Source organism: Kluyvera ascorbata (assembly GCF_023195735.1).
In the GTDB taxonomy this organism is placed as follows: Bacteria; Pseudomonadota; Gammaproteobacteria; order Enterobacterales; family Enterobacteriaceae; genus Kluyvera; species Kluyvera ascorbata.
The window spans coordinates 4,317,764-4,339,229 of sequence record NZ_CP096201.1; the positions used below are offsets into that span (position 1 = coordinate 4,317,764).

Annotated in this window: 22 protein-coding genes and 3 tRNA genes; 9 read left to right on the forward strand and 16 right to left on the reverse strand. The window is 52.3% G+C overall.

Features of this window, described 5'->3' with window-relative positions; genetic code table 11:
* Positions 1-32: 32 nt before the first annotated feature.
* Positions 33-812: a deoxyribose-phosphate aldolase gene (gene deoC / locus MY052_RS20610; protein ID WP_035894562.1), complete on the reverse strand. Its 780-nt coding sequence runs from the start codon at positions 810-812 to the stop codon at positions 33-35.
* A 258-nt stretch (positions 813-1,070) separates the two neighbouring features.
* Here deoC and MY052_RS20615 point away from each other — a divergent pair, with 258 nt between their 5' ends.
* Both MY052_RS20615 and MY052_RS20620 read left to right on the forward strand, forming a co-directional pair.
* Positions 1,071-2,621: a YjjI family glycine radical enzyme gene (locus MY052_RS20615; RefSeq protein WP_248537758.1), complete on the forward strand. Its 1,551-nt coding sequence runs from the start codon at positions 1,071-1,073 to the stop codon at positions 2,619-2,621.
* Positions 2,593-3,456: a YjjW family glycine radical enzyme activase gene (locus tag MY052_RS20620; RefSeq protein WP_248537759.1), complete on the forward strand. Its 864-nt coding sequence runs from the start codon at positions 2,593-2,595 to the stop codon at positions 3,454-3,456. The genes MY052_RS20615 and MY052_RS20620 overlap by 29 nt, the downstream gene beginning before the upstream one ends.
* On the opposite strand, the gene MY052_RS20625 is transcribed toward MY052_RS20620, so the two are convergent.
* The 9 genes from MY052_RS20625 to MY052_RS20665 all read right to left on the reverse strand — a co-directional run bounded on the left by MY052_RS20625 (position 3,451) and on the right by MY052_RS20665 (position 11,328).
* On the reverse strand, positions 3,451-4,728 hold the full coding sequence (locus tag MY052_RS20625) for a NupC/NupG family nucleoside CNT transporter (RefSeq protein WP_123651533.1): 1,278 nt from the start codon (positions 4,726-4,728) through the stop codon (positions 3,451-3,453). The genes MY052_RS20620 and MY052_RS20625 overlap by 6 nt on opposite strands.
* Before the next feature lie 147 nt (positions 4,729-4,875).
* Positions 4,876-5,655 carry a metal-dependent hydrolase gene (locus MY052_RS20630; protein WP_202216555.1) on the reverse strand — a complete coding sequence of 260 codons (780 nt, stop codon included), beginning with the start codon at positions 5,653-5,655 and terminating at the stop codon, positions 4,876-4,878.
* Positions 5,652-6,710 carry a patatin-like phospholipase family protein gene (locus MY052_RS20635; RefSeq protein WP_035894556.1) on the reverse strand — a complete coding sequence of 353 codons (1,059 nt, stop codon included), beginning with the start codon at positions 6,708-6,710 and terminating at the stop codon, positions 5,652-5,654. Before MY052_RS20635 ends, MY052_RS20630 begins: the two co-directional genes overlap by 4 nt.
* Before the next feature lie 121 nt (positions 6,711-6,831).
* Positions 6,832-6,993 (reverse strand): DUF1328 domain-containing protein, encoded by a 162-nt coding sequence (locus MY052_RS20640; protein WP_064547200.1) that lies wholly within the window; start codon positions 6,991-6,993, stop codon positions 6,832-6,834.
* Between the two features lie 128 nt (positions 6,994-7,121).
* The gene (osmY, locus tag MY052_RS20645; RefSeq protein WP_202216556.1) at positions 7,122-7,718 is read right to left on the reverse strand and encodes a molecular chaperone OsmY; all 597 of its coding nucleotides are present in this window, start codon (positions 7,716-7,718) and stop codon (positions 7,122-7,124) included.
* A gap of 403 nt (positions 7,719-8,121) precedes the next feature.
* Positions 8,122-9,711: a peptide chain release factor 3 gene (gene prfC, locus MY052_RS20650; RefSeq protein WP_035894554.1), complete on the reverse strand. Its 1,590-nt coding sequence runs from the start codon at positions 9,709-9,711 to the stop codon at positions 8,122-8,124.
* Between the two features lie 93 nt (positions 9,712-9,804).
* Positions 9,805-10,485 (reverse strand): pyrimidine 5'-nucleotidase, encoded by a 681-nt coding sequence (gene yjjG / locus MY052_RS20655; protein ID WP_248537760.1) that lies wholly within the window; start codon positions 10,483-10,485, stop codon positions 9,805-9,807.
* Positions 10,486-10,499: 14 nt separating this feature from the next.
* The gene (gene rimI / locus MY052_RS20660; RefSeq protein WP_035894552.1) at positions 10,500-10,946 is read right to left on the reverse strand and encodes a ribosomal protein S18-alanine N-acetyltransferase; all 447 of its coding nucleotides are present in this window, start codon (positions 10,944-10,946) and stop codon (positions 10,500-10,502) included.
* Entirely contained in the window at positions 10,915-11,328 is a 414-nt protein-coding gene (locus MY052_RS20665; RefSeq protein WP_248537761.1) for a DNA polymerase III subunit psi, read from the reverse strand. The genes rimI and MY052_RS20665 overlap by 32 nt, the downstream gene beginning before the upstream one ends.
* A 102-nt stretch (positions 11,329-11,430) precedes the next feature.
* Between MY052_RS20665 and rsmC the strand changes: the two genes are divergently transcribed.
* From rsmC to MY052_RS20685, 4 genes are all read left to right on the forward strand, one after another.
* Positions 11,431-12,462, forward strand: a complete 1,032-nt coding sequence (gene rsmC, locus MY052_RS20670) for a 16S rRNA (guanine(1207)-N(2))-methyltransferase RsmC (protein ID WP_248537762.1) — start codon at positions 11,431-11,433, stop codon at positions 12,460-12,462.
* A 224-nt stretch (positions 12,463-12,686) separates the two neighbouring features.
* A tRNA-Leu gene (locus MY052_RS20675) sits at positions 12,687-12,772 on the forward strand.
* 27 nt (positions 12,773-12,799) lie between these two features.
* Positions 12,800-12,885 (forward strand) — tRNA-Leu (locus MY052_RS20680).
* A gap of 36 nt (positions 12,886-12,921) precedes the next feature.
* A tRNA-Leu gene (locus MY052_RS20685) sits at positions 12,922-13,007 on the forward strand.
* 38 nt (positions 13,008-13,045) lie between these two features.
* Here MY052_RS20685 and MY052_RS20690 read toward each other — a convergent pair.
* The gene (locus tag MY052_RS20690; protein ID WP_202216559.1) at positions 13,046-13,285 is read right to left on the reverse strand and encodes a DUF1435 domain-containing protein; all 240 of its coding nucleotides are present in this window, start codon (positions 13,283-13,285) and stop codon (positions 13,046-13,048) included.
* Between the two features lie 230 nt (positions 13,286-13,515).
* On the opposite strand from MY052_RS20690, the gene MY052_RS20695 reads away from it, so the two are divergent.
* Both MY052_RS20695 and fhuF read left to right on the forward strand, forming a co-directional pair.
* Positions 13,516-14,580 (forward strand): GGDEF domain-containing protein, encoded by a 1,065-nt coding sequence (locus MY052_RS20695; RefSeq protein ID WP_123651540.1) that lies wholly within the window; start codon positions 13,516-13,518, stop codon positions 14,578-14,580.
* A gap of 101 nt (positions 14,581-14,681) precedes the next feature.
* Positions 14,682-15,470 carry a siderophore-iron reductase FhuF gene (gene fhuF, locus MY052_RS20700; protein WP_035893335.1) on the forward strand — a complete coding sequence of 263 codons (789 nt, stop codon included), beginning with the start codon at positions 14,682-14,684 and terminating at the stop codon, positions 15,468-15,470.
* 36 nt (positions 15,471-15,506) lie between these two features.
* Here the strand turns inward: fhuF and MY052_RS20705 are convergent, their stop codons facing one another.
* The gene (locus MY052_RS20705) at positions 15,507-16,850 is read right to left on the reverse strand and encodes a PTS sugar transporter subunit IIC (RefSeq protein ID WP_035893337.1); all 1,344 of its coding nucleotides are present in this window, start codon (positions 16,848-16,850) and stop codon (positions 15,507-15,509) included.
* Positions 16,851-17,190: 340 nt separating this feature from the next.
* Between MY052_RS20705 and MY052_RS20710 the strand changes: the two genes are divergently transcribed.
* Positions 17,191-17,649, forward strand: a complete 459-nt coding sequence (locus MY052_RS20710) for a YbaK/EbsC family protein (RefSeq protein WP_035893338.1) — start codon at positions 17,191-17,193, stop codon at positions 17,647-17,649.
* Here MY052_RS20710 and bglJ read toward each other — a convergent pair.
* The 4 genes from bglJ to pobA all read right to left on the reverse strand — a co-directional run bounded on the left by bglJ (position 17,646) and on the right by pobA (position 21,383).
* Complete coding sequence (bglJ, locus tag MY052_RS20715) at positions 17,646-18,320, reverse strand: DNA-binding transcriptional activator BglJ (RefSeq protein ID WP_072011370.1); 675 nt, start codon at positions 18,318-18,320, stop codon at positions 17,646-17,648. The genes MY052_RS20710 and bglJ overlap by 4 nt on opposite strands.
* Positions 18,281-19,009 carry a helix-turn-helix transcriptional regulator gene (locus tag MY052_RS20720; protein WP_202216562.1) on the reverse strand — a complete coding sequence of 243 codons (729 nt, stop codon included), beginning with the start codon at positions 19,007-19,009 and terminating at the stop codon, positions 18,281-18,283. Before MY052_RS20720 ends, bglJ begins: the two co-directional genes overlap by 40 nt.
* Before the next feature lie 286 nt (positions 19,010-19,295).
* Positions 19,296-20,195, reverse strand: coding sequence for a helix-turn-helix domain-containing protein (locus MY052_RS20725; protein WP_051910736.1), 900 nt, complete (start codon positions 20,193-20,195; stop codon positions 19,296-19,298).
* Between the two features lie 3 nt (positions 20,196-20,198).
* Positions 20,199-21,383: a 4-hydroxybenzoate 3-monooxygenase gene (pobA, locus tag MY052_RS20730; protein WP_248537763.1), complete on the reverse strand. Its 1,185-nt coding sequence runs from the start codon at positions 21,381-21,383 to the stop codon at positions 20,199-20,201.
* Between the last annotated feature and the right edge of the window lie 83 nt (positions 21,384-21,466).

Below are 21,466 nucleotides of genomic sequence, written 5' to 3' on the forward strand. Positions count from 1 at the left end.
CGCATGCGCCTCGTCCGGGCTACGATAATGCATTAATAGCTGCTAGCGCTCTTACCGTCGCCGTGGCCCAGCGCCTTCAGCAGGCTAGCCAGCAGAGAGGAAGCGCCGAAGCGGTAGTGACGGGAGTCAGCCCAGTCCGCACCGAACAGTTCGTCAGCGATAGACAGGAACAGTTGTGCGTCTTCTGCAGTACGAACGCCGCCCGCTGGCTTGAAGCCCACGGTTTTCTGTACGCCCATATCACGGATAACTTCCATCATGATGCGCGCGCTTTCTGGGGTCGCGTTCACCGGCACTTTACCGGTAGAGGTTTTGATGAAATCAGCGCCGGCTTTGATGGAGATTTCAGAGGCCTTACGAATCAGGGCTTCTTCTTTCAGTTCACCGGTTTCGATGATCACTTTCAGCAGCACGTTTGCCGCGGCACAAGCGTCTTTACAGGCTTTCACCAGATCAAAACCAACCTGCTCGTTACCGGCGATCAGCGCGCGGTATGGGAAGACCACGTCAACTTCGTCAGCGCCGTAAGCGATGGCTGCGCGGGTTTCCGCCAGCGCAATCTCAATGTCGTCGTTACCGTGCGGGAAGTTGGTGACGGTGGCGATGCGGATGTCCGGGGTTCCCTGCTCTTTCAGCGTTTTACGCGCAATCGGAATGAAACGCGGATAGATGCAGACAGCGGCGGTGTTGCCCACCGGCGTTTTCGCCTGATGACACAGCGCGATCACTTTCGCGTCAGTATCGTCTTCATTCAGGGTAGTTAAGTCCATCAACTGCAGCGCACGCAGGCTGCTTGCCTTTAAATCAGTCATTTTTCTCTCCGACGGCGTATTGCCGTGTAAATCGTTACCTTGCGGGTCTGTGACTATTGTAACACCGCCCCGCGTTCACACTTCGACTTTCATCACACTTAGTGAAAACTTCGTACAAAATTGCATAACAATAACGAGACACGCATCAAATTTTTACACCAGAAATGGAAGCTAAAACGCCACTTCAACCGCTGGGATCAAAAGACGGTCTCATCATTTTTCATACACTCCGCCTATCACTCGTCTGAGGAACCGAACATGCCAACATCGAATGATTCATCGCTGCTGCAACACTGCCAGCAAATTGTGACAAGCTCCGTGTTAACCCCGGAACAGAAACGTCATTTTCTGGCCCTGGAGGCCGAAAACGCCCTGCCGTACCCAGAGCTCTCTGAGGAAGCGCGGGCGGCGATGGCCGACGGCGTTATTTGCGATATGTATGAAGGGCATGCGCCGTATAAACCGCGTTACGTGCTACCGGACTACGCGCGTTTTCTGGCTAACGGTTCCGAATGGCTGGAGCTTGAGGGCGCCGAAGATCTGGACGATGCCCTTTCACTGCTGACCATTCTCTACCATCACGTCCCTTCGGTGACGGCGATGCCGGTTTACCTCGGTCATCTTGATACGCTGCTATCACCTTATGTTAGAATTCTAACACAAGATGAAATTGATATTCGAATAAAACGTTTCTGGCGCTATCTCGACCGCACGCTGCCAGATGCCTTCACCCACGTGAACATCGGCCCGCACGATACGCCTATCACGCGCGCCATTTTACGCGCAGATGCAGAGCTAAAGCAGGTTGCGCCAAATCTGACTTTTATCTACGACCCGGAAATTACGCCGGATGATTTACTGTTACAGGTGGCACAAAATATCTGTGAGTGCAGTAAGCCACACATCGCCAACGGGCCGGTAAATGATAAAATATTCACAAATGGTCAATATGGCATCGTAAGCTGTTACAACTCGCTGCCGCTTGCCGGCGGCGGCAGCACGCTGGTACGCCTGAACCTCCAGCAGGTGGCTCAGCGCAGCGAATCAGTCGATGACTTCTTCACGAACGTGCTGCCACGCTACTGCCAGCTGCAAATCGATATCATCGATGCCCGCTGTCGCTTCCTCTACGAGCAGTCGCACTTCTTTGAGAATAGCTTCCTGGTGAGCGAAGGGTTGATCGACCCGGATCGTTTTGTACCCATGTTTGGTATCTACTCGCTCGCCGAGGCGGTTAACCTGCTGTGCGAACGCGAGGGGATTGCCGGACGCTACGGCAAGGATGAGCAGGCCAATCAGTTGGCCTACCGCATTAGCGCCGAGCTTGCCAACTTCGTCGCCCGTACGCCAGTACAGTACGGCTGGCAGCAGCGCGCACTGCTGCACGCTCAGTCAGGTATCAGCTCAGATATTGGCACCACGCCGGGCGCTCGTCTGCCTTATGGCGATGAGCCGGATCCTATTAGTCATTTATTGGCCGTCGCGCCGCATCACGCCCACTACACCGCGGGGATCAGCGATATTCTGACCCTGGATGAAACCGTGAAACGTAACCCGCAGGCGGTAATGCAACTCTGCCTCGGCGCGTTCAAAGTGGGAATGCGAGAATTCAGCGCCAACGTCAGCGGCAACGATCTGGTGCGCGTCACCGGCTACATGGTGCGCCTGTCCGACCTGCAAAAATACCGTGATGAAGGCTCCCGCACCAACACCACGTGGCTGGGCGAAGAAGCGGCCCGCAACACGCGTATCCTGGAACGTCAACCTCGTGTCGTGAGTCATGAACAGCAGATGCGCTTTAGTCAGTAAAATCATCCCGTTCTCCTGCGTCGATGGGCCCGGCAGCCGCCTGGCCCTGTTCCTGCAAGGGTGCAATCTGCGCTGCAAGAACTGCCATAACCCGTGGACGATGGGGCGCTGCAACGACTGCGGTGAGTGCGTGCCGCAGTGCCCGCACCAGGCATTAAGTGTGAATGGCGGGAAAATCATCTGGCGCGCGGACATATGCCAGCAGTGCGATACCTGTCTGCATATCTGCCCGCAGCAGGCCACGCCGATGGCGCAGACCATGAGCGTTGAGCAGGTGCTTCGGCAGGTCACGCAGGTCGCACCGTTTATTGAGGGCATAACCGTCAGCGGTGGCGAAGCGACCACGCAGTTACCGTTCGTCATCGCCCTCTTCCAGGCGCTGAAATCCACGCCTGCCCTTTCGCACCTGACCTGTCTGGTCGACAGCAACGGTGAGCTACCGATAAGCGGTTGGGAGAAGCTACAGCCCGTGTGCGACGGGGTGATGGTCGATTTAAAATCCTGGGATAGCGACCGCCACCAGGCACTGACCGGGCGCGGCAACGCGCGAATTAAACAGAGCATTCAGTGGCTGGCTCAGCACGGCATGCTGTCGGAGCTACGGCTGCTGGTCATCCCTGAGCACAGTGATTATCTGGAGGAGGCGGAGTCGCTGAGTGCCTTTATTACCGAACTCGGAGATGTGCCCATTCGTCTGAACGCCTTTCACGCGCATGGCGTTTACGGTGAGGCAAAATTGTGGGGTAGCGCCGGGCCAACGGACGTTGAGGCCGTCAGCCAGGCGCTACAGGCCAGAGGAATAACGAGGCTTATCCCTCCGGCGCTGTACTTATAGGGCGAGGAACAGGCCCGCGATGGTGGCGCTCATCAGGTTGGAGAGCGTCCCGGCGGCAACCGCTTTCAGGCCAAGCTGCGCGATTTCTTGTCGACGATTTGGCGCCATGCTGCCCAGGCCACCAATCAGAATCGCAATTGAGGAGAGGTTCGCAAAGCCGCACAAGGCGAAGGAGATAATCGCTTTGGTGTGGTTGGAGATAACCTGCAGACCAGCCGCTGCCACTTCAGCGTCCGCCTTCAGGTATTCGCCGAAGTTCATATAGGCCACGAATTCGTTGATAACCAGCTTCTGGCCGATAAAGGAACCCGCCACCGTCGCTTCGCTCCACGGCACGCCTATCACCCATGCCAGCGGTGAGAAGATCCAGCCGAGAATCAACTGCAGCGACAGTTCCGGATAATCAAACCAGCCGCCGATACCAGAAAGCATACCGTTCAGCAGCGCAATCAGCGCAATAAACGCCAGCAGCATGGCCCCCACGTTCAGCGCGAGCTGCATACCGGATGCTGCACCTGATGCCGCGGCATCCAGCACGTTCGCAGGCGCATCCGGGTTTTTCGCATCTTTCTCAAGCGTTGGTGAGTCATGGGGAGTTTCCGTTTCCGGAATGATGATTTTGGCAAACAGCAGGCCGCCCGGCGCCGCCATAAACGAGGCCGCAATCAGGTACTCCAGCGGCACGCCCATCTGCGCGTAGCCCGCCAGTACGGAGCCCGCCACCGAAGCCAGGCCACCACACATCACCGCAAACAGTTCAGAACGGGTCATAGTGGCGATATATGGACGCACTACCAGCGGCGCTTCGGTCTGGCCGACAAAGATATTCGCCGTGGCAGAAAGTGATTCGGTACGTGAGGTTTTCAGCACCTTACGCAGCGCACCGCCCAGAATACGAATCACAAACTGCATGATGCCGATGTAGTACAGCACTGCAATCAGCGAGGAGAAGAAGACGATAACCGGCAGCACCCGCAGCGCAAACACGAAGCCGCCACCGCCGAAGACTTCAAACATCTTGTCAGAGACCAGCCCGCCAAACAGGAAGCCGATACCTTCGTTACCGTAGGCAATCACGTTGGCCACGCCTTCGGACATCGCCAGCAGGACTTTGCGCCCGGCAGGAACATAGAGGATTAATGCACCGATGCCCACCTGTAACAACCAGGCACCCAGTACGGTTCGGAGGTTAATCGCTTTACGATTACTGGAGAGAAGTAAGGCAATGGCGAGCAACACCACCATGCCGATGAGTCCCATGAGGATTTGCATACAGATTCCCTGTGTATTGAAAAATATAATAATTACGGCAAACCAATCGCGGCGATTATAACGTTCCGTAATTATCTTTTTTGCTAAATGTCACAGGTTTTACGCAACAGTAACGACTGAATGATGATTAATGAGATCTACGTCACTTCATGACAATCCAAAGAGTGCATGGGTATTTTCCAGCAGCGCTGTGACAATTTCCTCAGGAGATTCATGTCGTAGCGAGCAGAGATGAGTAAATACCTCAGCAACCCGCTCCGGGCGGTTGGGCTGCCCCTGATAGCCATTGAGCGGCATATCCGGCGCATCGGTTTCAAGAACCAGCGAGGACAGCGGCAGTTGCGCCATCACATCGCGGGTTTTACTGGCGCGAGGATAGGAGATAGTTCCCCCCACACCGATTTTATAGCCTAACTGGACGAAGCGTTCCGCCTGCTGGAAACTACCGGCAAAGCCGTGTACCACGCCGGTTCGCGGCAGATTATGTCGCTTCAGGTGCAGCGCCAGCTTGTCATGGGTGCGCCGCGAATGCAGGATAACCGGCAAATCGTAACGCTTCGCCAAGCGCAGCTGCTCGTCCAGCAGGGACTGCTGACGTTCAAACTGTGGGTTCTCCCGGTAGAGATCGAGACCAATTTCCCCCACCGCCACCAATTTTGCTGGCTTCAGGGCGATAGCGGCTTCCAGCTGCGCCAGACTCTCATCGCTGTGCCGTTCTACCACAATCGGATGCAGCCCAACGGCGGCATACAGCGGAGGAAACCGTTCGGCCAGCGCCAGCACGCGAGGGAAGTTGTCGGCTTCGGTAGCGGGAATAATTATCTTGTTCACGCCAACGGCAGCCGCACGCTGAATACTCGCCTCTTCGTCACCGGTAAAGGGAGGGAAATCGAAGTGGCAATGGGTATCAATAAAACGGCCGTTCACGCCAGATCCTTATCATCAAAGAGTGTATCGTTTACTGGCGGCACGTCGTTCATCGCAACGTCGGGCATATCCTCCACCACGGGAACCGGAGGAATAGCACGGCCTTGTTTGAGGTGGCGCACTAGCGGTGGTTTCTCCGCTAACAGTTTACCAATGGTCGCCAGAAAGTAACGTCCGCATAAACGCCCTGTTTTGTAGTCCTGACGCAGTGCCGGGATGCGGCTGCCTAGCGCCATACTCAGCAACGGTTTCGGCGGGTAGATTTCAATAATACGCAGCTTACCCGGCGGGTTCTCAATAAACTGTTGGGTTTCACTGTAGGTCGTTTCATGGTGCTGCACCAGGTTCACCAGCGGCTGTAGGCTACTTTCACCCAGCCAGCGCTCCATACGTTTAAACCACTGCGGTGTGTAATACATTTGCGATGGAACAGTACGAATCACTACCAGCGTTTTGGCCCCCTGTTTTGCCGCCTCGCGCACCGGAATTGCATCGCTCACGCCGCCATCAAGGTAGCTGACGCCATCCAGCGCAACGCCGGGGCGATAGAAACCAGGAATCGCGCTGGACGCCCGAATAATATCGAGCCAGTTCTGCCTGGTGGGCGAAAAGTAGCTGGGGGTATAGTCATCGCTTCGACAGGCGCAGATATAAAAGGATTTTCCCGACTCAAACAGGCGTTCGGCGGTTTCCATGGCGAGCGGCATCTGCCCAGCGGTCGACCCGACCAGCCAGTCAAGATCGATAAGGTTGCCGCCGCGGACAAAACGTACCGGGTCGAAAAACTCCCGCCGAGTGGTGTAGCGCATGATGACTTTGCGCCCGTACCCCGGTTGGTTACACAGATAGGCGGAAAGATTTTGTGCGCCCGCAGAGGTGCCATAATAGAGATCGAAGGGATTGAACTGTGCCCGCATAAACTCATCAAGCACTCCAGCGGTGAAAATTCCCCGCTGTCCTCCCCCTTCACAAACCAGTGCCGTACGGCCGGGTTTGAAACGACTCAGCGATAATGGTGCAATATTGCCAAGCGTGACGGGTATACGCTGCCCCACCTCTGCCTACCTGTTTTTTATTCACCAGACTTACAAAGTAGCCTAATTTCAGGTCGGCTAAAACTAATAAAGCCAGTCCGCTGGACTGGCTTTGATGTCATGCTAGTTGACGCGTAACGTTCTAGGGGCGTTTACGCCCGGTAAACAGACTCACCAGGAAGATGATAATCCCCACAACGAACACGATTTTTGCTGCCCACGCAGCCGTACCTGCCAGTCCACCAAATCCTAATGCGGCGGCAATTAACGCGATAACCAGAAATATAATGCCCCAACGAAACATAAGCTTCTCCTTTACCATAGTTAATGTCGACCGCTTGCTATGAGGGCTCGTGCCACTCATATGCACTATTTTTAGTGTGGTGCACATTTTGTCTGCTGCCAAATGTCAGCAGACAAAATCACCACTTATTACTGCGTTTTCAGATCATTTTTGACGCTTTTCACGCCTTCAACGGCTTTGGCAATGCTTTCAGCACGATCGCTCTGCGCCTGAGATTTCACGGTACCTGAAAGCTGTACCACGCCATCTGTCGTCTCAACTTTCACGTTACGTGAAGGGACGATGTTATCGGCCAGCAGTTTGGCTTTCACTTCGCTGGTCGTTGCGGTATCACCGGCATACCCTTTCAACGAACTTTCTTTACTGTCGCGAACGTGGAGCTTATCGCTGACAGAGGCGACGCCCTCAACCGCTTTCGCCGCCGCAACGGCCGCTTCGGCCTGAGCCTGGCTCTGGACAAAGCCGCTCAAGGTCACGACTTTTTTGTCTGTTTTCACCGAGATATCGGTACTCTTGATGCTCTCGTTATCCACCAGCGCGGCTTTTACCTTCGCGGTGATGGTGCTGTCATCCATAAAGCTACCCACTTTATTCCCTGCGCTTTCCGCACTCGCCTGAGCCTTATCCATGGTCGAGGTTTCGGCATAGGCAGCACCGGTGGCAACAGCGGAGGTCAGCATCACGGCAAGCAGCGTTTTAGCGATTGTCAGTTTTTTCATCGTCATCAATATATTCCTGTATGTATTGCTCATCATCCGAGCACTAGCAACACGCAGGTTGCATTGCTGAATAGGGTAAAAACTCCCTGCTCGCATACTTCTCACGGCTTCCCTGAATCCACCAGGGTCATCAAACACCGCGAGATTGCGCTCTGAGCCAGTTATTAATATTGCGATAGAAATAAACGTTAGCTTTAAGCGCTTAACCAAGGCGAATTATCAGCATTTAAAGCCAACGTAGATGTCATCGCTTTGTTAAATATAGATCACAATTTTGAAACCGCCCGCTTCGCTGAGCAAAAAACAGACAGTTAGCGCAAAAAGAGAAGGAATTAAGAACTTTCCGTAAGCGGCTAATTAGGAAGGAAAAGTGTCAGGGTGCAGCGGATGCCGCACCCTGCAGGGGATTTTAGTGCTCGCGAGTTTTGCGGAACTCAACTTCAGGATAACGTTCCTGAGTCAGGTTCAGGTTCACCATGGTTGGGGCGATATAGGTCAGGTTATCGCCGCCATCCAGCGCCAGCTGAACTTCGTTTTTACGTTTGAATTCTTCGAATTTCTTCACGTCTTTGCTCTCAACCCAGCGGGCCGTCGCGACGTTAACCGATTCGTAGATAGCTTCCACGTTGTATTCGCTTTTCAGACGCGCAACCACCACGTCAAACTGCAGCACGCCCACCGCACCAACGATCAGATCGTTGTTAGAGATAGGACGGAATACCTGCACCGCACCCTCTTCGGAAAGCTGAACCAGGCCTTTCAGCAGCTGTTTCTGCTTGAGCGGATCTTTCAGGCGAATACGACGGAACAGTTCTGGTGCGAAGTTCGGGATACCGGTGAACTTCATCATTTCACCCTGGGTGAAGGTGTCACCAATCTGGATGGTGCCGTGGTTGTGCAAGCCGATGATGTCGCCCGGGTAGGCTTCTTCAACGTGCGAACGGTCACCTGCCATAAAGGTCAGCGCGTCGGAAATCACCACGTCTTTACCGATACGTACCTGACGCAGTTTCATGCCCTTTTCATATTTTCCGGACACAACGCGCATGAACGCTACGCGGTCACGGTGTTTCGGGTCCATGTTGGCCTGAATTTTAAAGACAAAACCGGTGAACTTCTCGTCCTGCGCTTCCACCAGACGGGTGTCGGTTTTACGCGGCATCGGCGCAGGCGCCCACTCCACCAGACCGTCGAGCATATGGTCAACGCCGAAGTTACCCAGCGCGGTACCGAAGAAGACCGGGGTGATTTCACCGGCCAGGAACAGCTCTTTATCAAACTCGTTAGAAGCGCCCTGCACCAGCTCCAGCTCGTCGCGCAGCTGCTGCGCCAGCTCTTCACCAACGGCGGCATCCAGTTCCGGGCTGTTCAGACCTTTCACAATACGCACTTCCTGAATGGTGTGGCCTTTACCGGTTTGATACAGGTAGGTTTCGTCTTTATAGAGGTGATAAACGCCCTTGAACAGCTTGCCGCAGCCAATTGGCCAGGTGATCGGCGCACAGCCGATTTTCAGCTCGCGCTCAACTTCATCCAGCACTTCCATCGGATCGCGGATATCACGGTCGAGTTTGTTCATGAAGGTCAGGATCGGCGTATCGCGCAGACGGGTAACTTCCATCAGCTTACGAGTCCTGTCCTCGACGCCTTTTGCGGCATCGATAACCATCAGACAGCAGTCCACCGCCGTCAGGGTACGGTAGGTATCTTCGGAGAAGTCTTCGTGCCCCGGGGTGTCCAGCAGGTTCACCAGGCAGTCGTGATACGGGAACTGCATCACGGAGGTGGTAATGGAGATACCACGCTGCTTTTCCATTTCCATCCAGTCAGATTTTGCATGCTGGCTGGAGCCACGGCCTTTTACCGTACCGGCAGTCTGAATAGCCTGTCCGAATAACAGCACCTTTTCGGTGATTGTCGTTTTACCGGCATCCGGGTGGGAAATAATGGCAAAAGTGCGGCGCTTGGCCACCTCTTGCAAATAAGGAGACAACGTCATAATTCAATCTTCTTGAGTAAGCACGGTTTCGCACCGCGCATGTTGAATACGAAAAAATTGCGGCTATTTTACCCATCAAAGGGGGGCTGGCAATCACTGTTTACACAGGAGTAACTCCAGTTCATGCAATGAGGTCACCGTCCAGTCAGGCGTAATGCCTTCCGGCAGCGGACGCTGGTGCGCGTTCAGCCAGCAGGTTGCCCACTCGGCGTTCATACCACCGCTAATATCGGACTCGGCGGTATCGCCGACCATCAGCACGCGGGAACGGTCCGGATTACCGGCTTGTTCCAGGGCATAGTCAAAGATCCGGCGATCCGGTTTTGCCACGCCCACTTCTTCAGAAATAATCAGCAGATCAAAGTGTTCGCGAAGCCCGGTACGCTCCAGACGAATTTGCTGAAGTGACGTAAAGCCGTTGGTGATGATGCCCATCTTCACCTTGCCTTTCAGGGCGTTCAGCAGCGAAACCGCACCCGGCAGCGGGGCGCAGATTTCAGCCATCGCGTTCATAAAGGCATCGTTCAGGTCGCCGGGATGAACGTTCAGACGCTCCGCCCAGCTGGTAAAACGCTGATGCTGAAGCTGAAGCGAGGTAATCGCGCCATTCTGATAGTCAACCCACAGCGGCTTGTTGACCGCCTGGTAGTCCTGGAAATCTTCCGCGGTAAAGGTCACGCTGTAGTCGAGAAACATCCGCTGTAAGCCGCTAAACGAGTCAAACGTAAACAGCGTTTCGTCGGCATCGAAGAAAATCCAGTCCCACTTCTTCATCTTTTCACCTTGTCTTACATACTAATGGGCAGCGCCATAATGATGGCGTCCTCACGGCCTTCCGCCGTGGGGTAATAGTTGCGACGAATGGTCGCTTCATTGAAGCCTAAGCTTTCATACAGCGCGATGGCCGCGTGATTCGAAGCGCGAACTTCCAGCCACAGCGTCACCACGCCAGCCGCTTCCAGGGCATCAATAAGATGTTCCAGCAGCTCACGCCCCAGACCGCGACGCTGATACGCGGGATCTACGGCAATATTGAACAACGTCGCTTCATCCAGCACCACCTGAGTAATGGCGAACGCGGCCATCTCACCGTCGACTGACATCTGGAGGTTCAGATAGCGCTCACCCTGATTGCTGGCGAAGGTTTTTTCACTCCAGGGAAAGGCATGCGCGCGCGTTTCAATTTGAAAGGCGCGGGGTAAATCAGTCGTGCTGAGGGTAGAAATCGTGTTCATGGGTGCAAATTTGTTGCCAAAGTGCAGCACGCGCTGGCGCGCTGGCTTGCAGTTCATTAAATGGCGGTGTCGAAATCACCGCGCCTTCTAGCGTGACAGGCGTGTCGTTCCCAAGGCGCCAACAGTGACAGCGACTGTCCTGAGGCAGCATCGCGACACGGTCCGGCGTCAGCGGTAAAACCTGATCCGGCGTCAGACACAGCGCGCGGAGAATATCGCTAATCAGCGGCTCGGTGAGCGAAGGTAACGTCTCGGCCACCATCACCAGTTTTACATGCGGCGGAAGCGTAATCGCAATTTCACCCTGCAGTGCCTCAGGGCGACGTAATGCCCATTGGGTGATACCCAACTGTTGTAATTGCCAGTCTCGCCGGGATGTCATGTGAAACGCTCCTGTCTATCAAGGGCGCAAATATAGCAAATTCATCGAAACTGCGCCAATTACACACTATAATCCCCGCCTAAGTTTATTGAGGATTAATTCATGTCTGCTTTTACCCCGGCAAGTGAAGTCTTGCTGCGCCACAGTGATGATTTCGAACAGAGCCGTATTTTCTTTGCCGGCGATCTGCAGGATGACCTGCCCGCACGTCTGGATACCGCGGCAAGCCGTGCACATACCCAACAGTTTCACCACTGGCAGGTACTGAGCCGCCAGATGGGCAACAACGTACGTTTTAGCCTGGTCGCTCAAGCTGAGGACGTTGCGGATTGCGACACCCTGATTTACTACTGGCCGAAAAATAAGCCGGAAGCGCAGTTCCAGCTGATGAACATTCTGTCTCTGATGCCGGTCGGTACCGATATTTTCGTTGTCGGCGAAAACCGCAGCGGCGTGCGTAGCGCCGAGCAGATACTGGCCGAATACGCACCACTGAATAAAGTCGACAGCGCGCGTCGCTGCGGCCTGTATCACGGTCGCCTGGAAAAACAGCCATCCTTCGATGCCGAAAGCTTCTGGGGCGAATACCAGCTGGATAACCTGACCATCAAAACCCTGCCTGGCGTATTCAGCCGCGACGGTCTTGATGTGGGGAGCCAGTTGCTGCTTTCTACCCTCACCCCACATACCAAAGGCAAAGTGCTGGACGTTGGCTGTGGCGCTGGTGTACTGGCGGCAACCCTTGCCAGCCATTCACCAAAAGTACGCCTGACGCTGTGTGACGTGGGCGCTTCAGCCGTTGAAGCCAGCCGTGCAACGCTCGCGGCAAACGGCTTTGAAGGCGAAGTCATCGCCAGTAACGTCTTCTCTGAGATTAACGGTCGCTTCGACATGATTATCTCCAACCCGCCGTTCCATGATGGGATGCAAACCAGCCTGGATGCCGCGCAAACGCTGATCCGCGGCGCCGTTCGTCACCTGAACAGCGGCGGTGAGCTGCGTATTGTTGCGAACGCCTTCCTGCCGTATCCGGCTGTGCTGGACGAAATGTTTGGTTTCCACGAAGTGATTGCCCAGACTGGCCGTTTTAAAGTGTACCGTACCGTTTTGACTCGTCAGGCTAAAAAAGCCTAACTCATGTAGGCCGGATAAGGCGTTTACGCCGCCATCCGGCGTGACACCGAGCAGCGCCGGGTGGCGCTATCGCTTATCCGGCCTACATAAACTCCCCATAACCGAAGAAACGCCTTTTTTTTCGGCAATCGCGCCGAGTTCGATAATTAACTGTTGACGCCCAGCGTAAAATCTCTAGAATTCGGCCCCGTGGTAATGATTCTTTCATAAAGAGTCAATGGTATGCGAAGGTGGCGGAATTGGTAGACGCGCTAGCTTCAGGTGTTAGTGTCCTTTGGATGTGGGGGTTCGAGTCCCCCCCCTCGCACCATAAACCACGTTATATCGTTCGCAGTGTGCGAAGGTGGCGGAATTGGTAGACGCGCTAGCTTCAGGTGTTAGTGTCCTTAGGATGTGGGGGTTCGAGTCCCCCCCCTCGCACCAACGAAGCGATATAACAAAAGAAACGAGATAATCTGTGCGAAGGTGGCGGAATTGGTAGACGCGCTAGCTTCAGGTGTTAGTGTCCTTAGGATGTGGGGGTTCGAGTCCCCCCCCTCGCACCAGACTCCTCGTTCCCTCTCTGATTTTCCCTTTCCTGCATTCATCCCATTAGCTTTAAATTCATCGTAATCAATACAAGACCGCTAACAAATGCAATGCATGATGGCAGTAGTACAAAATGTCGCAAACGACGATGCCAGATCATCGCTCCGCTCAGCAGCAGCCCACACACGATCATCCCACGCCATACATCGACGGATAGCCCCATCGTACTGAGAATGGCGATAGCTCCCCCAGAAATCAGTCCTCCCCAGCCACTGCCTAGCGTTCTTTGCCACATGATTGCGCCCATCTAAATGATAATGATTACCAATATCATATGACATTTTTTGTTATTTGTCTGCTTATAAGCTAAGGTTTCATAATCATTAATGACATGTATATTGTATGGTGATAACGTGTACAAAAATATCATGTCTAATATAAAGAATTTGCGCGCTTTTACTCATGCTTTATTCTTGTTTTTGATGCACTTACTTATATATTAAAGGCTGACTACAACATTCAACAATGACTGTACAATCCTGGCGCACCCTGCGTGCGCAAAAATATCAGCTAACGTTCCGGCTATTTTTGTTTTTGAATCTGGTCTCGTCGACGCTCTCTGTCTTCAGCCCGATTTATGACGTTAATATTTTTCCTCTACCCGCAATGCTGATAGCGGTGGGCAGCTGCGTGCTGCTAGTGTGGAACTGGCGATATGCCAGTATCCGGCCGAATCTACCAATAATTTCGGCTGTATTCGGCTGCCTGTGGGGCTGGCATATTTTAAGTAAAACTTTGGTACTCGCTTTACCAAATGACAATTTTCAAATGATTGCGCTATTTAGCGTGATATTTGTCGGAACAATTGCGTTTTCAAATAATATCGTTGCCTTCTCTCTACATTCGTTGCCAACATTTATTGTTTGCCTGATAACAAGTCCAACAAATGAGTGGTGGAGGATGGCTTACTGTATGGCGCTACCATTAATAGGTATTGCTATTCAGCACGTCATTCAGCGACGAAACGATAAGTTTGCTCAAGGATTGATGTATAAACTGCTGGAAGAGCGGGAGACCCTGAATGGTCTGAGCATGCTCGACCCGCTTACTGGGCTCTATAACCGTCGTGGGTTTCAGTTCCGCCTGGACTCGCTGATGTCTATAGGGGAGGCACGGCACTCCGTCCTGCTGCTAGATATCGACCATTTCAAGGCCTATAACGATCACTACGGCCATATGATGGGTGACCAGGCTCTGATGCGCGTTTCAGCGGCTATTCGTAACGCCGTTCGCTCACGCGATATTGTGACGCGCTTTGGTGGCGAAGAGTTTATGGTGGTTCTACCGCATTGTGATGTTGATACCGCCATGCAAACCGCTGAGCGCATTCGCCAGCAGGTGTACGACCTCCGTATTCCACATATGTTTAACGCAAGCGTCGCCACACACGTCACCATCAGCATAGGGGTCGCGCCACTGGAAGATAGCAATATCGAACTGGCCATGCAGAGAGCGGATAAAGCGCTGTATGAGGCGAAGAACATGGGCCGCAACAACATCCTGACCTACGAGCAGGCTCCTGCCGTTTAAGTTCACAAAAAGCCAGCGCAAGAGACAAACTTCTTGCGCTAACTTTTATCTATAGCTAGGATTGCTAATCATTATCATTTAGATTTATAACTAGCTTATCTATGGCCTATCGCTCCGCACCGATTGCTGATGACCTTATCTGGCGCACACCGCTTCCTGCAAAGGAAAGCACGTTCGCTGAGTCGGTGCGTGCCAAGATAACTGAACTGCGCCCGCATTTGCTGGAACTGTTCCGCCTGGATGAAACGGCGCCTGATTGCGCCAAAACGCTCAATGAATGGGCTAAGCCAACGGAGTTAAGTTCGTTGCTGGCGGTGTATTCCGACCATATTTATCGCAATCAGCCCACTCAGCCACGAGAAAATAAACCGCTGATTTCCCTCTGGGCGCAGTGGTATATCGGCCTGCTGGTCCCCCCTTTAATGCTCGCGCTGCTGACGGAAAAATCAGCCCTGTCGCTTAGCTCTGATAACTTCCACGTTGAGTTTCACGAAACGGGCCGTGCAGCCTGCTTCTGGATTGACGTTGAACCCGACCTGCGCATCAGCCAGAAGCCCGCCATCGACCGCATGGATGACCTGGTCATTCAGGCATTAATGCCGGTGGTCCAGGCGCTGGAAGCCACGGGGGACATCAACGGCAAGCTCATCTGGAGCAATACCGGGTATCTGATTAACTGGTATCTCGGTGAAATGAAAACGTTGTTGGGTGAAGAGCAGGTTAACGAGCTACGCCAACGCTGCTTCTTCGCCAAAACGTTGGGTGATGGTCAGGACAACCCTTTATGGCGCACCGTCGTATTACGTGACGGGCTTCTGGTACGTCGTACCTGCTGTCAGCGTTACCGCCTCCCGGACGTTCAACAGTGCGGTGACTGCACGCTGAAATAAATAACGGGGCTTTCGCCCCGTTATTTATTTACTGTCTTAAGCAGCCTGCTCGCTCTCTTCAGCCGCACGCTGTGCTTCTTCATTCTCCTGTTCTAACAACTGTTTTTCATACACTTTGAAGAACGGATAGTAGATAACCGCGGAAACGCAGGCCAACAGCACAACCAGAATCGCTGCACGGAAGTCCCAGCCTAATGCCCATGCACCACCAATCGGTGCAGGAGCAGTCCACGGTACAACGGAAATCACACGACCAATCAGATCCAGCTTCATCGCCGCCCAGGCCAGAATGGCGTTGACCATCGGCGCCAGCAGGAACGGAATAAAGAACACCGGGTTCATCACGATTGGGGTACCAAAAATAACCGGTTCGTTAATGTTAAACAGGCTTGGCACCACGCTCAGACGGCCAATTGAACGCAGGTGTGCTGAACGGCTACGCAGATAGCAGAACACCAGCCCCATCGTTGCACCGGAGCCCCCGACCACGATAAAGAAGGTCCAGAATGCTTCCATGAAGATGTGCGGCAGCGGAGCTCCCTGTGCCAGCGCAGTCTGGTTCAGACCAAGGTTGGTCAGCCAGAACATTTGCAGCATACCAGAGACAATTGCCGCCCCGTGGATCCCTGCAAACCACAGCAGGTGACCAATCAGTACAGCCAGCAGAATGGCCGGTAAGGAGTCCGCAGCAGAAACCAGTGGTTTGAATACGGACATGATGGCCTGTGGAATCAGCATATCGAACTGGCTCTGGATAAACAGGCTCAGCGGATACAGCGTCAGTACCACGACCAGTACCGGAATCAAGAGATCGAAAGAGTTTTTGATCATCGGCGGCACCTGATCCGGCAGACGGATCCCGATGTTGCGAACTTTCAGAAAACGCATCATCTCCACGCAGTAGACAGCAACCAGGATCGCAGTAAAGATCCCCGTTCCGCCCAGGCTGTCGACCGGCAGATGGCCGCTAGTTTTTGGTGCCGCAACCAACAGGAATGCCATGATAGACAGCATTGAACACATGAACGGATCGAGCTGGTTGCTCTTTTCGTAGTGTTTGCCGAGGTTATAGGAGATAGCCGCACAGATATAGATAGACATAATGCCCATCGTCATGTCGAACGGCGTCAAAATACGGCCTTCAAACTCTTTAGCAAGATCTAACCACGCCCGGGCAAAGCCCCAGGTGGTGTCGGGAGAAAACGGCGGATAGGCGAAAACCAGCAAAAATGATCCTACAATCATGAATGGCATCGCAGAAATAAAGCCATCACGAATCGCCATAACGTGGCGCTGAGAGGAAATGCGTCCCGCAACCGGACTAACGTAATTTTCTACAAAGCGAAATATCAGATTAAATGCAGCGTGATTAGCAGACATAGCAGCCCTCCTGACAGGCTTTAGACGTAAGCACAGCAACAACGATTTTGCCGAAATACAACTGGGCATACTGTGAAGCATCAGGAGTTACGGGTCTGCGACCAGCAATGATGATGTTCGTATAGATACAGTTCATACACGGCTCTTATTATAGATACAAAGGAAGTTACCTCTGCAGTATCAATCGCCTGATGAAGAACAGCAACCGGTTACAGTAACCGGTTGCATTGATTGTGAAGGAGATCCAAAAAACAAACAATTTTTGCACAACTTCGTCCGTTTATTTACAACCAAGGTAGCTTTATGACAGAGTGACTCGCCGAATTTTGAGGAGAGCACCATGAGCCTGCAGTCTGTCAGAGATTTCTTTGCCGAGCATGCGCCCGACATCAACATCATCGAGCTTGAGCAAAGTACAGCGACCGTTGCGCTTGCCGCTGCTGCTCATCGCGTTGAGCCAGGACAAATTGCCAAAACGCTTTCTCTGAAGGTGAAAGATCGTGTGATTCTGGTCGTTGCTAAAGGTGATGCCCGCCTGGACAACAAGAAACTCAAAGAGACCTTTGGCGCAAAAGCACGCATGTTGAGCAGTGATGAGGTGGTTATCCTGACGGGTCACCCCGTCGGTGGCGTGTGCCCATTTGGTCTCGAAAACCCGCTGGATGTTTACTGCGATGTTTCCCTGCAACAATACGACGAGGTCCTCCCTGCCGCAGGTGCCATTCATAGCGCGGTACGTATCTCACCGGAAAGAATGGCCAGCCTTACCGCAGCAACATGGGTTGATGTGTGTCTTTAGCAAGCCGATGGCGTAACGGCAGTGTTGATATCGTGAAGAGAGACCAACAGATCGGCGGCGCTCAGTAGCTCAATATCAGAATTCACCCCCAGCTTACTCATCGCATTAAATTTATGCGCGCGGATAGTTTTGATATTCCGACCCAGCTGCTGAGAAATGTCCATCAACGAGTATCCATAGGTCATGTAACGCAGAATCAAATTCTCGGTTGGGCTAAGAACATGATTTCTGCGTATGGAAAAGTGCAGCTCGATGTCGTCAGAGGACTCTTCTTTTTCCATCAGTACTGCCAATATGCGTTGTTGCAGTTCACTCAACGTATCAGACTTGCTCAAAATACCGTGCATATAGGTTGGCGACAGGAGCTGAATAAGCGAGGCCTCCTCATTATCATCAGCCAGAATCAAGCGCTTCATTGCCGGATAATTCTGAGCAATATCCCCCATGGCCTGCAAACCTTCAATACGAAGCTCACGGGTTCCAGAAAGACAGCACATCACGGCATCAAACCTGTTTTGCTCTGCCGCCTGCTTAAATTCGGTAATAGTGCGAAAAAAATGGAAAATAATATGCTGTCTATGAGAAGACATTAATAGATGACGTAATCCGACTGCTGTCATAATGCACGGTTCTATGATAGCAATGCACTGCTTCCCGGCGCGCTTTTCCATTCGATTTGTTCCCCATACGCTGAATAGAGGTTGAGTTCCTTCATACCCTGATTGCTGTTGAGCCAGGCATACATTTCTGCGTTACTCCGTAAAGAAAGGCGGCGCATCGCACTATTCTTTTGCGCACTCACTGTCTTATTACTCTTTTTCAGCAAAGTGGCGATCTGATTAATACCCCATCCCTTTGCGAGTAGACGCAGAACCTTTCGCTCAGAAAGCGTTAGCATGGCTAATCGGTTGCTATCGTCTTCGATATCGGCATCGTCCTGGCTTAGGATCAGCAGGGACTCACTCACGCCACCGGCATACACACTGCCCTGCTGAATAGCTTTAATCACGCGCTCAACGGACTCTGAATCAGAAAGCAGCGTACTTTCCGGTCGCATTAAGAACTCAACGGCCAACGCGTAGTGTTGCCGGCTGATCATAAATATCCAATGAATATCACGGTATTGTGAGAGCAGCGTATAATATTGCTCATAGAGACTACGCGGATTGCCGATGTCTCCGGAGAAATCAACAATAACAACATCGGTACGACGAAGCTGAAGCAGCGTTAACTGCTCTAGTGAGAGGCAAAAATTGAGTTCGTAATCAGGAAAATTCATTTGCATGATGCTTTTCAGCCCGGATTGCATAACCGGTATTTTGCTGATAATCACCGCAAACTTGCAGTACTCTGGCAACATATAACCTCCGTATCCTTTCGAAGATTCATTTCCTGAATATATTTTAATTTAAAACAAAAGATGTATTCATAGGAAATGAACGAATCCATTTCGATTTCCTGTAAATAGCGGCATACTGCTGATGGTAACGATCCGATGAATCATACCGCTGCATGATATTACTGATGTGAGATGTTTTGCTAACTAACATGATTAGCTATATGAGTATAATCCTGCAATTCTAAACAAGTAACTTAGAAAATATTAACGTGCCTATAAGAAAAATTAAATAATCACGAGTATATGCCTATTTCGGTTGTACCATTCTCGTCTTAAATTCTTTAGGCGTCATCCCACCTCGTTTGCGGAAGAAACGAGAAAAATAAGTAACATCAGTAAAGCCTAAATAATCAGATACTTGAGTGATTGTCATGCTGGTGTACTGCAGGCTTCGTTTTGCTTCAAGCAGTAGGCGTTGGTGTAAAACACTCAATGCGCTGGCTCCATGAAACTCGCGACATAAGCAGTTCAAATGCGTCGTGGAAATACGCAGCTTTTGCGCATATTCAGCTAACGATAAGTGCTCCCGATAGTGGCTCTCAATCAATCGACTGAACTGACGTAACACCTGTCGCTTTCGCTCGCTTTTATCCTCTGCCATTACGCCCAGCGTTCCCTGCCGATTAAGCCAGACCAGCAGAGCGCTTAAAAGCGAGTAGAGCATCATCTCACGTGCATCATGGTCCTGAATGTATTCATCTAAAAGCGTGGAGAACACGGAGCGAATATGATGGCTGGAGCGCTTAACGGGAACGCAGTCAGGTCGGCTCAGAATGTCCAGTTGTCGACCAAACTGTGCCTCCAGGCGGTTTAACAGCGGCAGTGCCAGAGAAAGTACGTAGCCTTGTGTTCCCGGCGAAAAACGAAAACCGTGCACACAAAGTGCGGGGATAACCTGGATAGAAGACTCATTAACCACTCGGCGAACACCCTCTATCTCAATTTCAGCCTGTCCTTTATGTAGATAAAGCAGTTGCACCAGCTCAGCATGCTGATGCACGCGGATATGCCATTCATAAAGACTGCTACGTTTAAGAATTGACTCACAATGCAACAAATCAGGTGTCGGCCAGCCAATATGCTCACCATAAAGCTTAAAAACCGGCACTGCATCCGGCAGCTTTGCATCGACACCCGTTCGTTTCATTCTTTACTCCACCCGCTCATAAGGTAGACCGACATAATTTTCGGCAATGGTCGTCAGGCCGGCTCGCGAACCCAGGTAGTACTGACGATCGGCTTCCTGCATTTTTCTATCAAACGCACTCTTATCCTGAAAATCGTGCAGCAAATGCGTCATAAACCAGCTAAAACGCTCGCCTTTCCATACCCGGTTCAACGCCAGTTGAGAGTAGCAGCTGAGCAGATCGGTACGCCCATGTTGATAGTACTGGCGCAAAATTCGCCACAGGTAATTGACATCTGAAACGGCAAGATTCAGCCCTTTTGCCCCGGTTGGCGGTACGATATGCGCCGCGTCGCCCACGAGGAACATTCGCCCATACTGCATAGGCTCCACAACATAGCTGCGCAGCGGGGCAATGCTTTTCTCAAGTGAGTGACCAGTCACTAACTTTTTCCCCAGATCCTCCGGCAGGCGCCGCTTTAACTCCTCCCAGAAACGTTCATCAGACCATTGGTCAACGCTCTCGGTTAGCGGCACCTGCAGATAATAACGGCTTCTAGTTAGTGAGCGCTGACTACACAATACAAACCCGCGTTCGTGGTGCGCATAAATCAGCTCAGAATTAACCGGTGGGGTATCGGATAACAACCCCAACCAGCCAAACGGCCAGATGCTTTCGTATTCACGCAGGATGTCTCGCGGAATGCTTTGACGAGAAACACCGTGGAAACCATCGCAACCCGCCACAAAATCACAATCCAGACGGCAAAGCTCACCGTTTTTCACAAAGGTGACAAATGGCTTATCACTTTTAAGGTCATGTAATTCCACCTGCTCAACGCCATAAATCGTCTGCGCTCCGCTGGCCTGTCGCGCTTCCATCAAATCGCGCGTGACCTCCGTCTGCCCATAAACCATCACGCTCTTGCCGCCGGTCAGCTCACTCAGCGGTACCGGAATACGCTGTCCCGCAAACAGGAACTCGACGCCATGATGGACCAACCCTTCGGTATCCATACGGCGGGAAACGCCCGCTTCACGCAGTAGCTCAACAGTACCGTTCTCCAGAATCCCGGCACGAATGCGACCCAATACGTATTCAGGCGTCTGACGTTCCAGGATAACGGTTTTTATACCGGCGTTATGTAACAGTTGACCTAACAGCAGCCCTGAAGGCCCAGCACCGATAATGGCAACTTGCGTGTTCATGGGAGACCTCACATTCTGGTTAATTATTTGTTTATTTTGTGTATCAATAAAGTTTCAGAATGCATTTTTGATAAGTCAGTGCG

Excerpts from the sequence above, each read along its gene's own strand:
- deoC (WP_035894562.1), bottom strand. The coding sequence starts at position 812 with ATGACTGATTTAAAGGCAAGCAGCCTGCGTGCGCTGCAGTTGATGGAC.
- MY052_RS20615 (WP_248537758.1), top strand. The coding sequence starts at position 1,071 with ATGCCAACATCGAATGATTCATCGCTGCTGCAACACTGCCAGCAAATT.
- MY052_RS20620 (WP_248537759.1), top strand. The coding sequence starts at position 2,593 with ATGAACAGCAGATGCGCTTTAGTCAGTAAAATCATCCCGTTCTCCTGC.
- MY052_RS20625 (WP_123651533.1), bottom strand. The coding sequence starts at position 4,728 with ATGCAAATCCTCATGGGACTCATCGGCATGGTGGTGTTGCTCGCCATT.
- MY052_RS20640 (WP_064547200.1), bottom strand. The coding sequence starts at position 6,993 with ATGTTTCGTTGGGGCATTATATTTCTGGTTATCGCGTTAATTGCCGCC.
- osmY (WP_202216556.1), bottom strand. The coding sequence starts at position 7,718 with ATGACGATGAAAAAACTGACAATCGCTAAAACGCTGCTTGCCGTGATG.
- prfC (WP_035894554.1), bottom strand. The coding sequence starts at position 9,711 with ATGACGTTGTCTCCTTATTTGCAAGAGGTGGCCAAGCGCCGCACTTTT.
- yjjG (WP_248537760.1), bottom strand. The coding sequence starts at position 10,485 with ATGAAGAAGTGGGACTGGATTTTCTTCGATGCCGACGAAACGCTGTTT.
- rimI (WP_035894552.1), bottom strand. The coding sequence starts at position 10,946 with ATGAACACGATTTCTACCCTCAGCACGACTGATTTACCCCGCGCCTTT.
- MY052_RS20665 (WP_248537761.1), bottom strand. The coding sequence starts at position 11,328 with ATGACATCCCGGCGAGACTGGCAATTACAACAGTTGGGTATCACCCAA.
- rsmC (WP_248537762.1), top strand. The coding sequence starts at position 11,431 with ATGTCTGCTTTTACCCCGGCAAGTGAAGTCTTGCTGCGCCACAGTGAT.
- MY052_RS20690 (WP_202216559.1), bottom strand. The coding sequence starts at position 13,285 with ATGTGGCAAAGAACGCTAGGCAGTGGCTGGGGAGGACTGATTTCTGGG.
- MY052_RS20695 (WP_123651540.1), top strand. The coding sequence starts at position 13,516 with ATGACTGTACAATCCTGGCGCACCCTGCGTGCGCAAAAATATCAGCTA.
- fhuF (WP_035893335.1), top strand. The coding sequence starts at position 14,682 with ATGGCCTATCGCTCCGCACCGATTGCTGATGACCTTATCTGGCGCACA.
- MY052_RS20705 (WP_035893337.1), bottom strand. The coding sequence starts at position 16,850 with ATGTCTGCTAATCACGCTGCATTTAATCTGATATTTCGCTTTGTAGAA.
- MY052_RS20710 (WP_035893338.1), top strand. The coding sequence starts at position 17,191 with ATGAGCCTGCAGTCTGTCAGAGATTTCTTTGCCGAGCATGCGCCCGAC.
- bglJ (WP_072011370.1), bottom strand. The coding sequence starts at position 18,320 with ATGGAAAAGCGCGCCGGGAAGCAGTGCATTGCTATCATAGAACCGTGC.
- MY052_RS20720 (WP_202216562.1), bottom strand. The coding sequence starts at position 19,009 with ATGTTGCCAGAGTACTGCAAGTTTGCGGTGATTATCAGCAAAATACCG.
- MY052_RS20725 (WP_051910736.1), bottom strand. The coding sequence starts at position 20,195 with ATGAAACGAACGGGTGTCGATGCAAAGCTGCCGGATGCAGTGCCGGTT.
- pobA (WP_248537763.1), bottom strand. The coding sequence starts at position 21,383 with ATGAACACGCAAGTTGCCATTATCGGTGCTGGGCCTTCAGGGCTGCTG.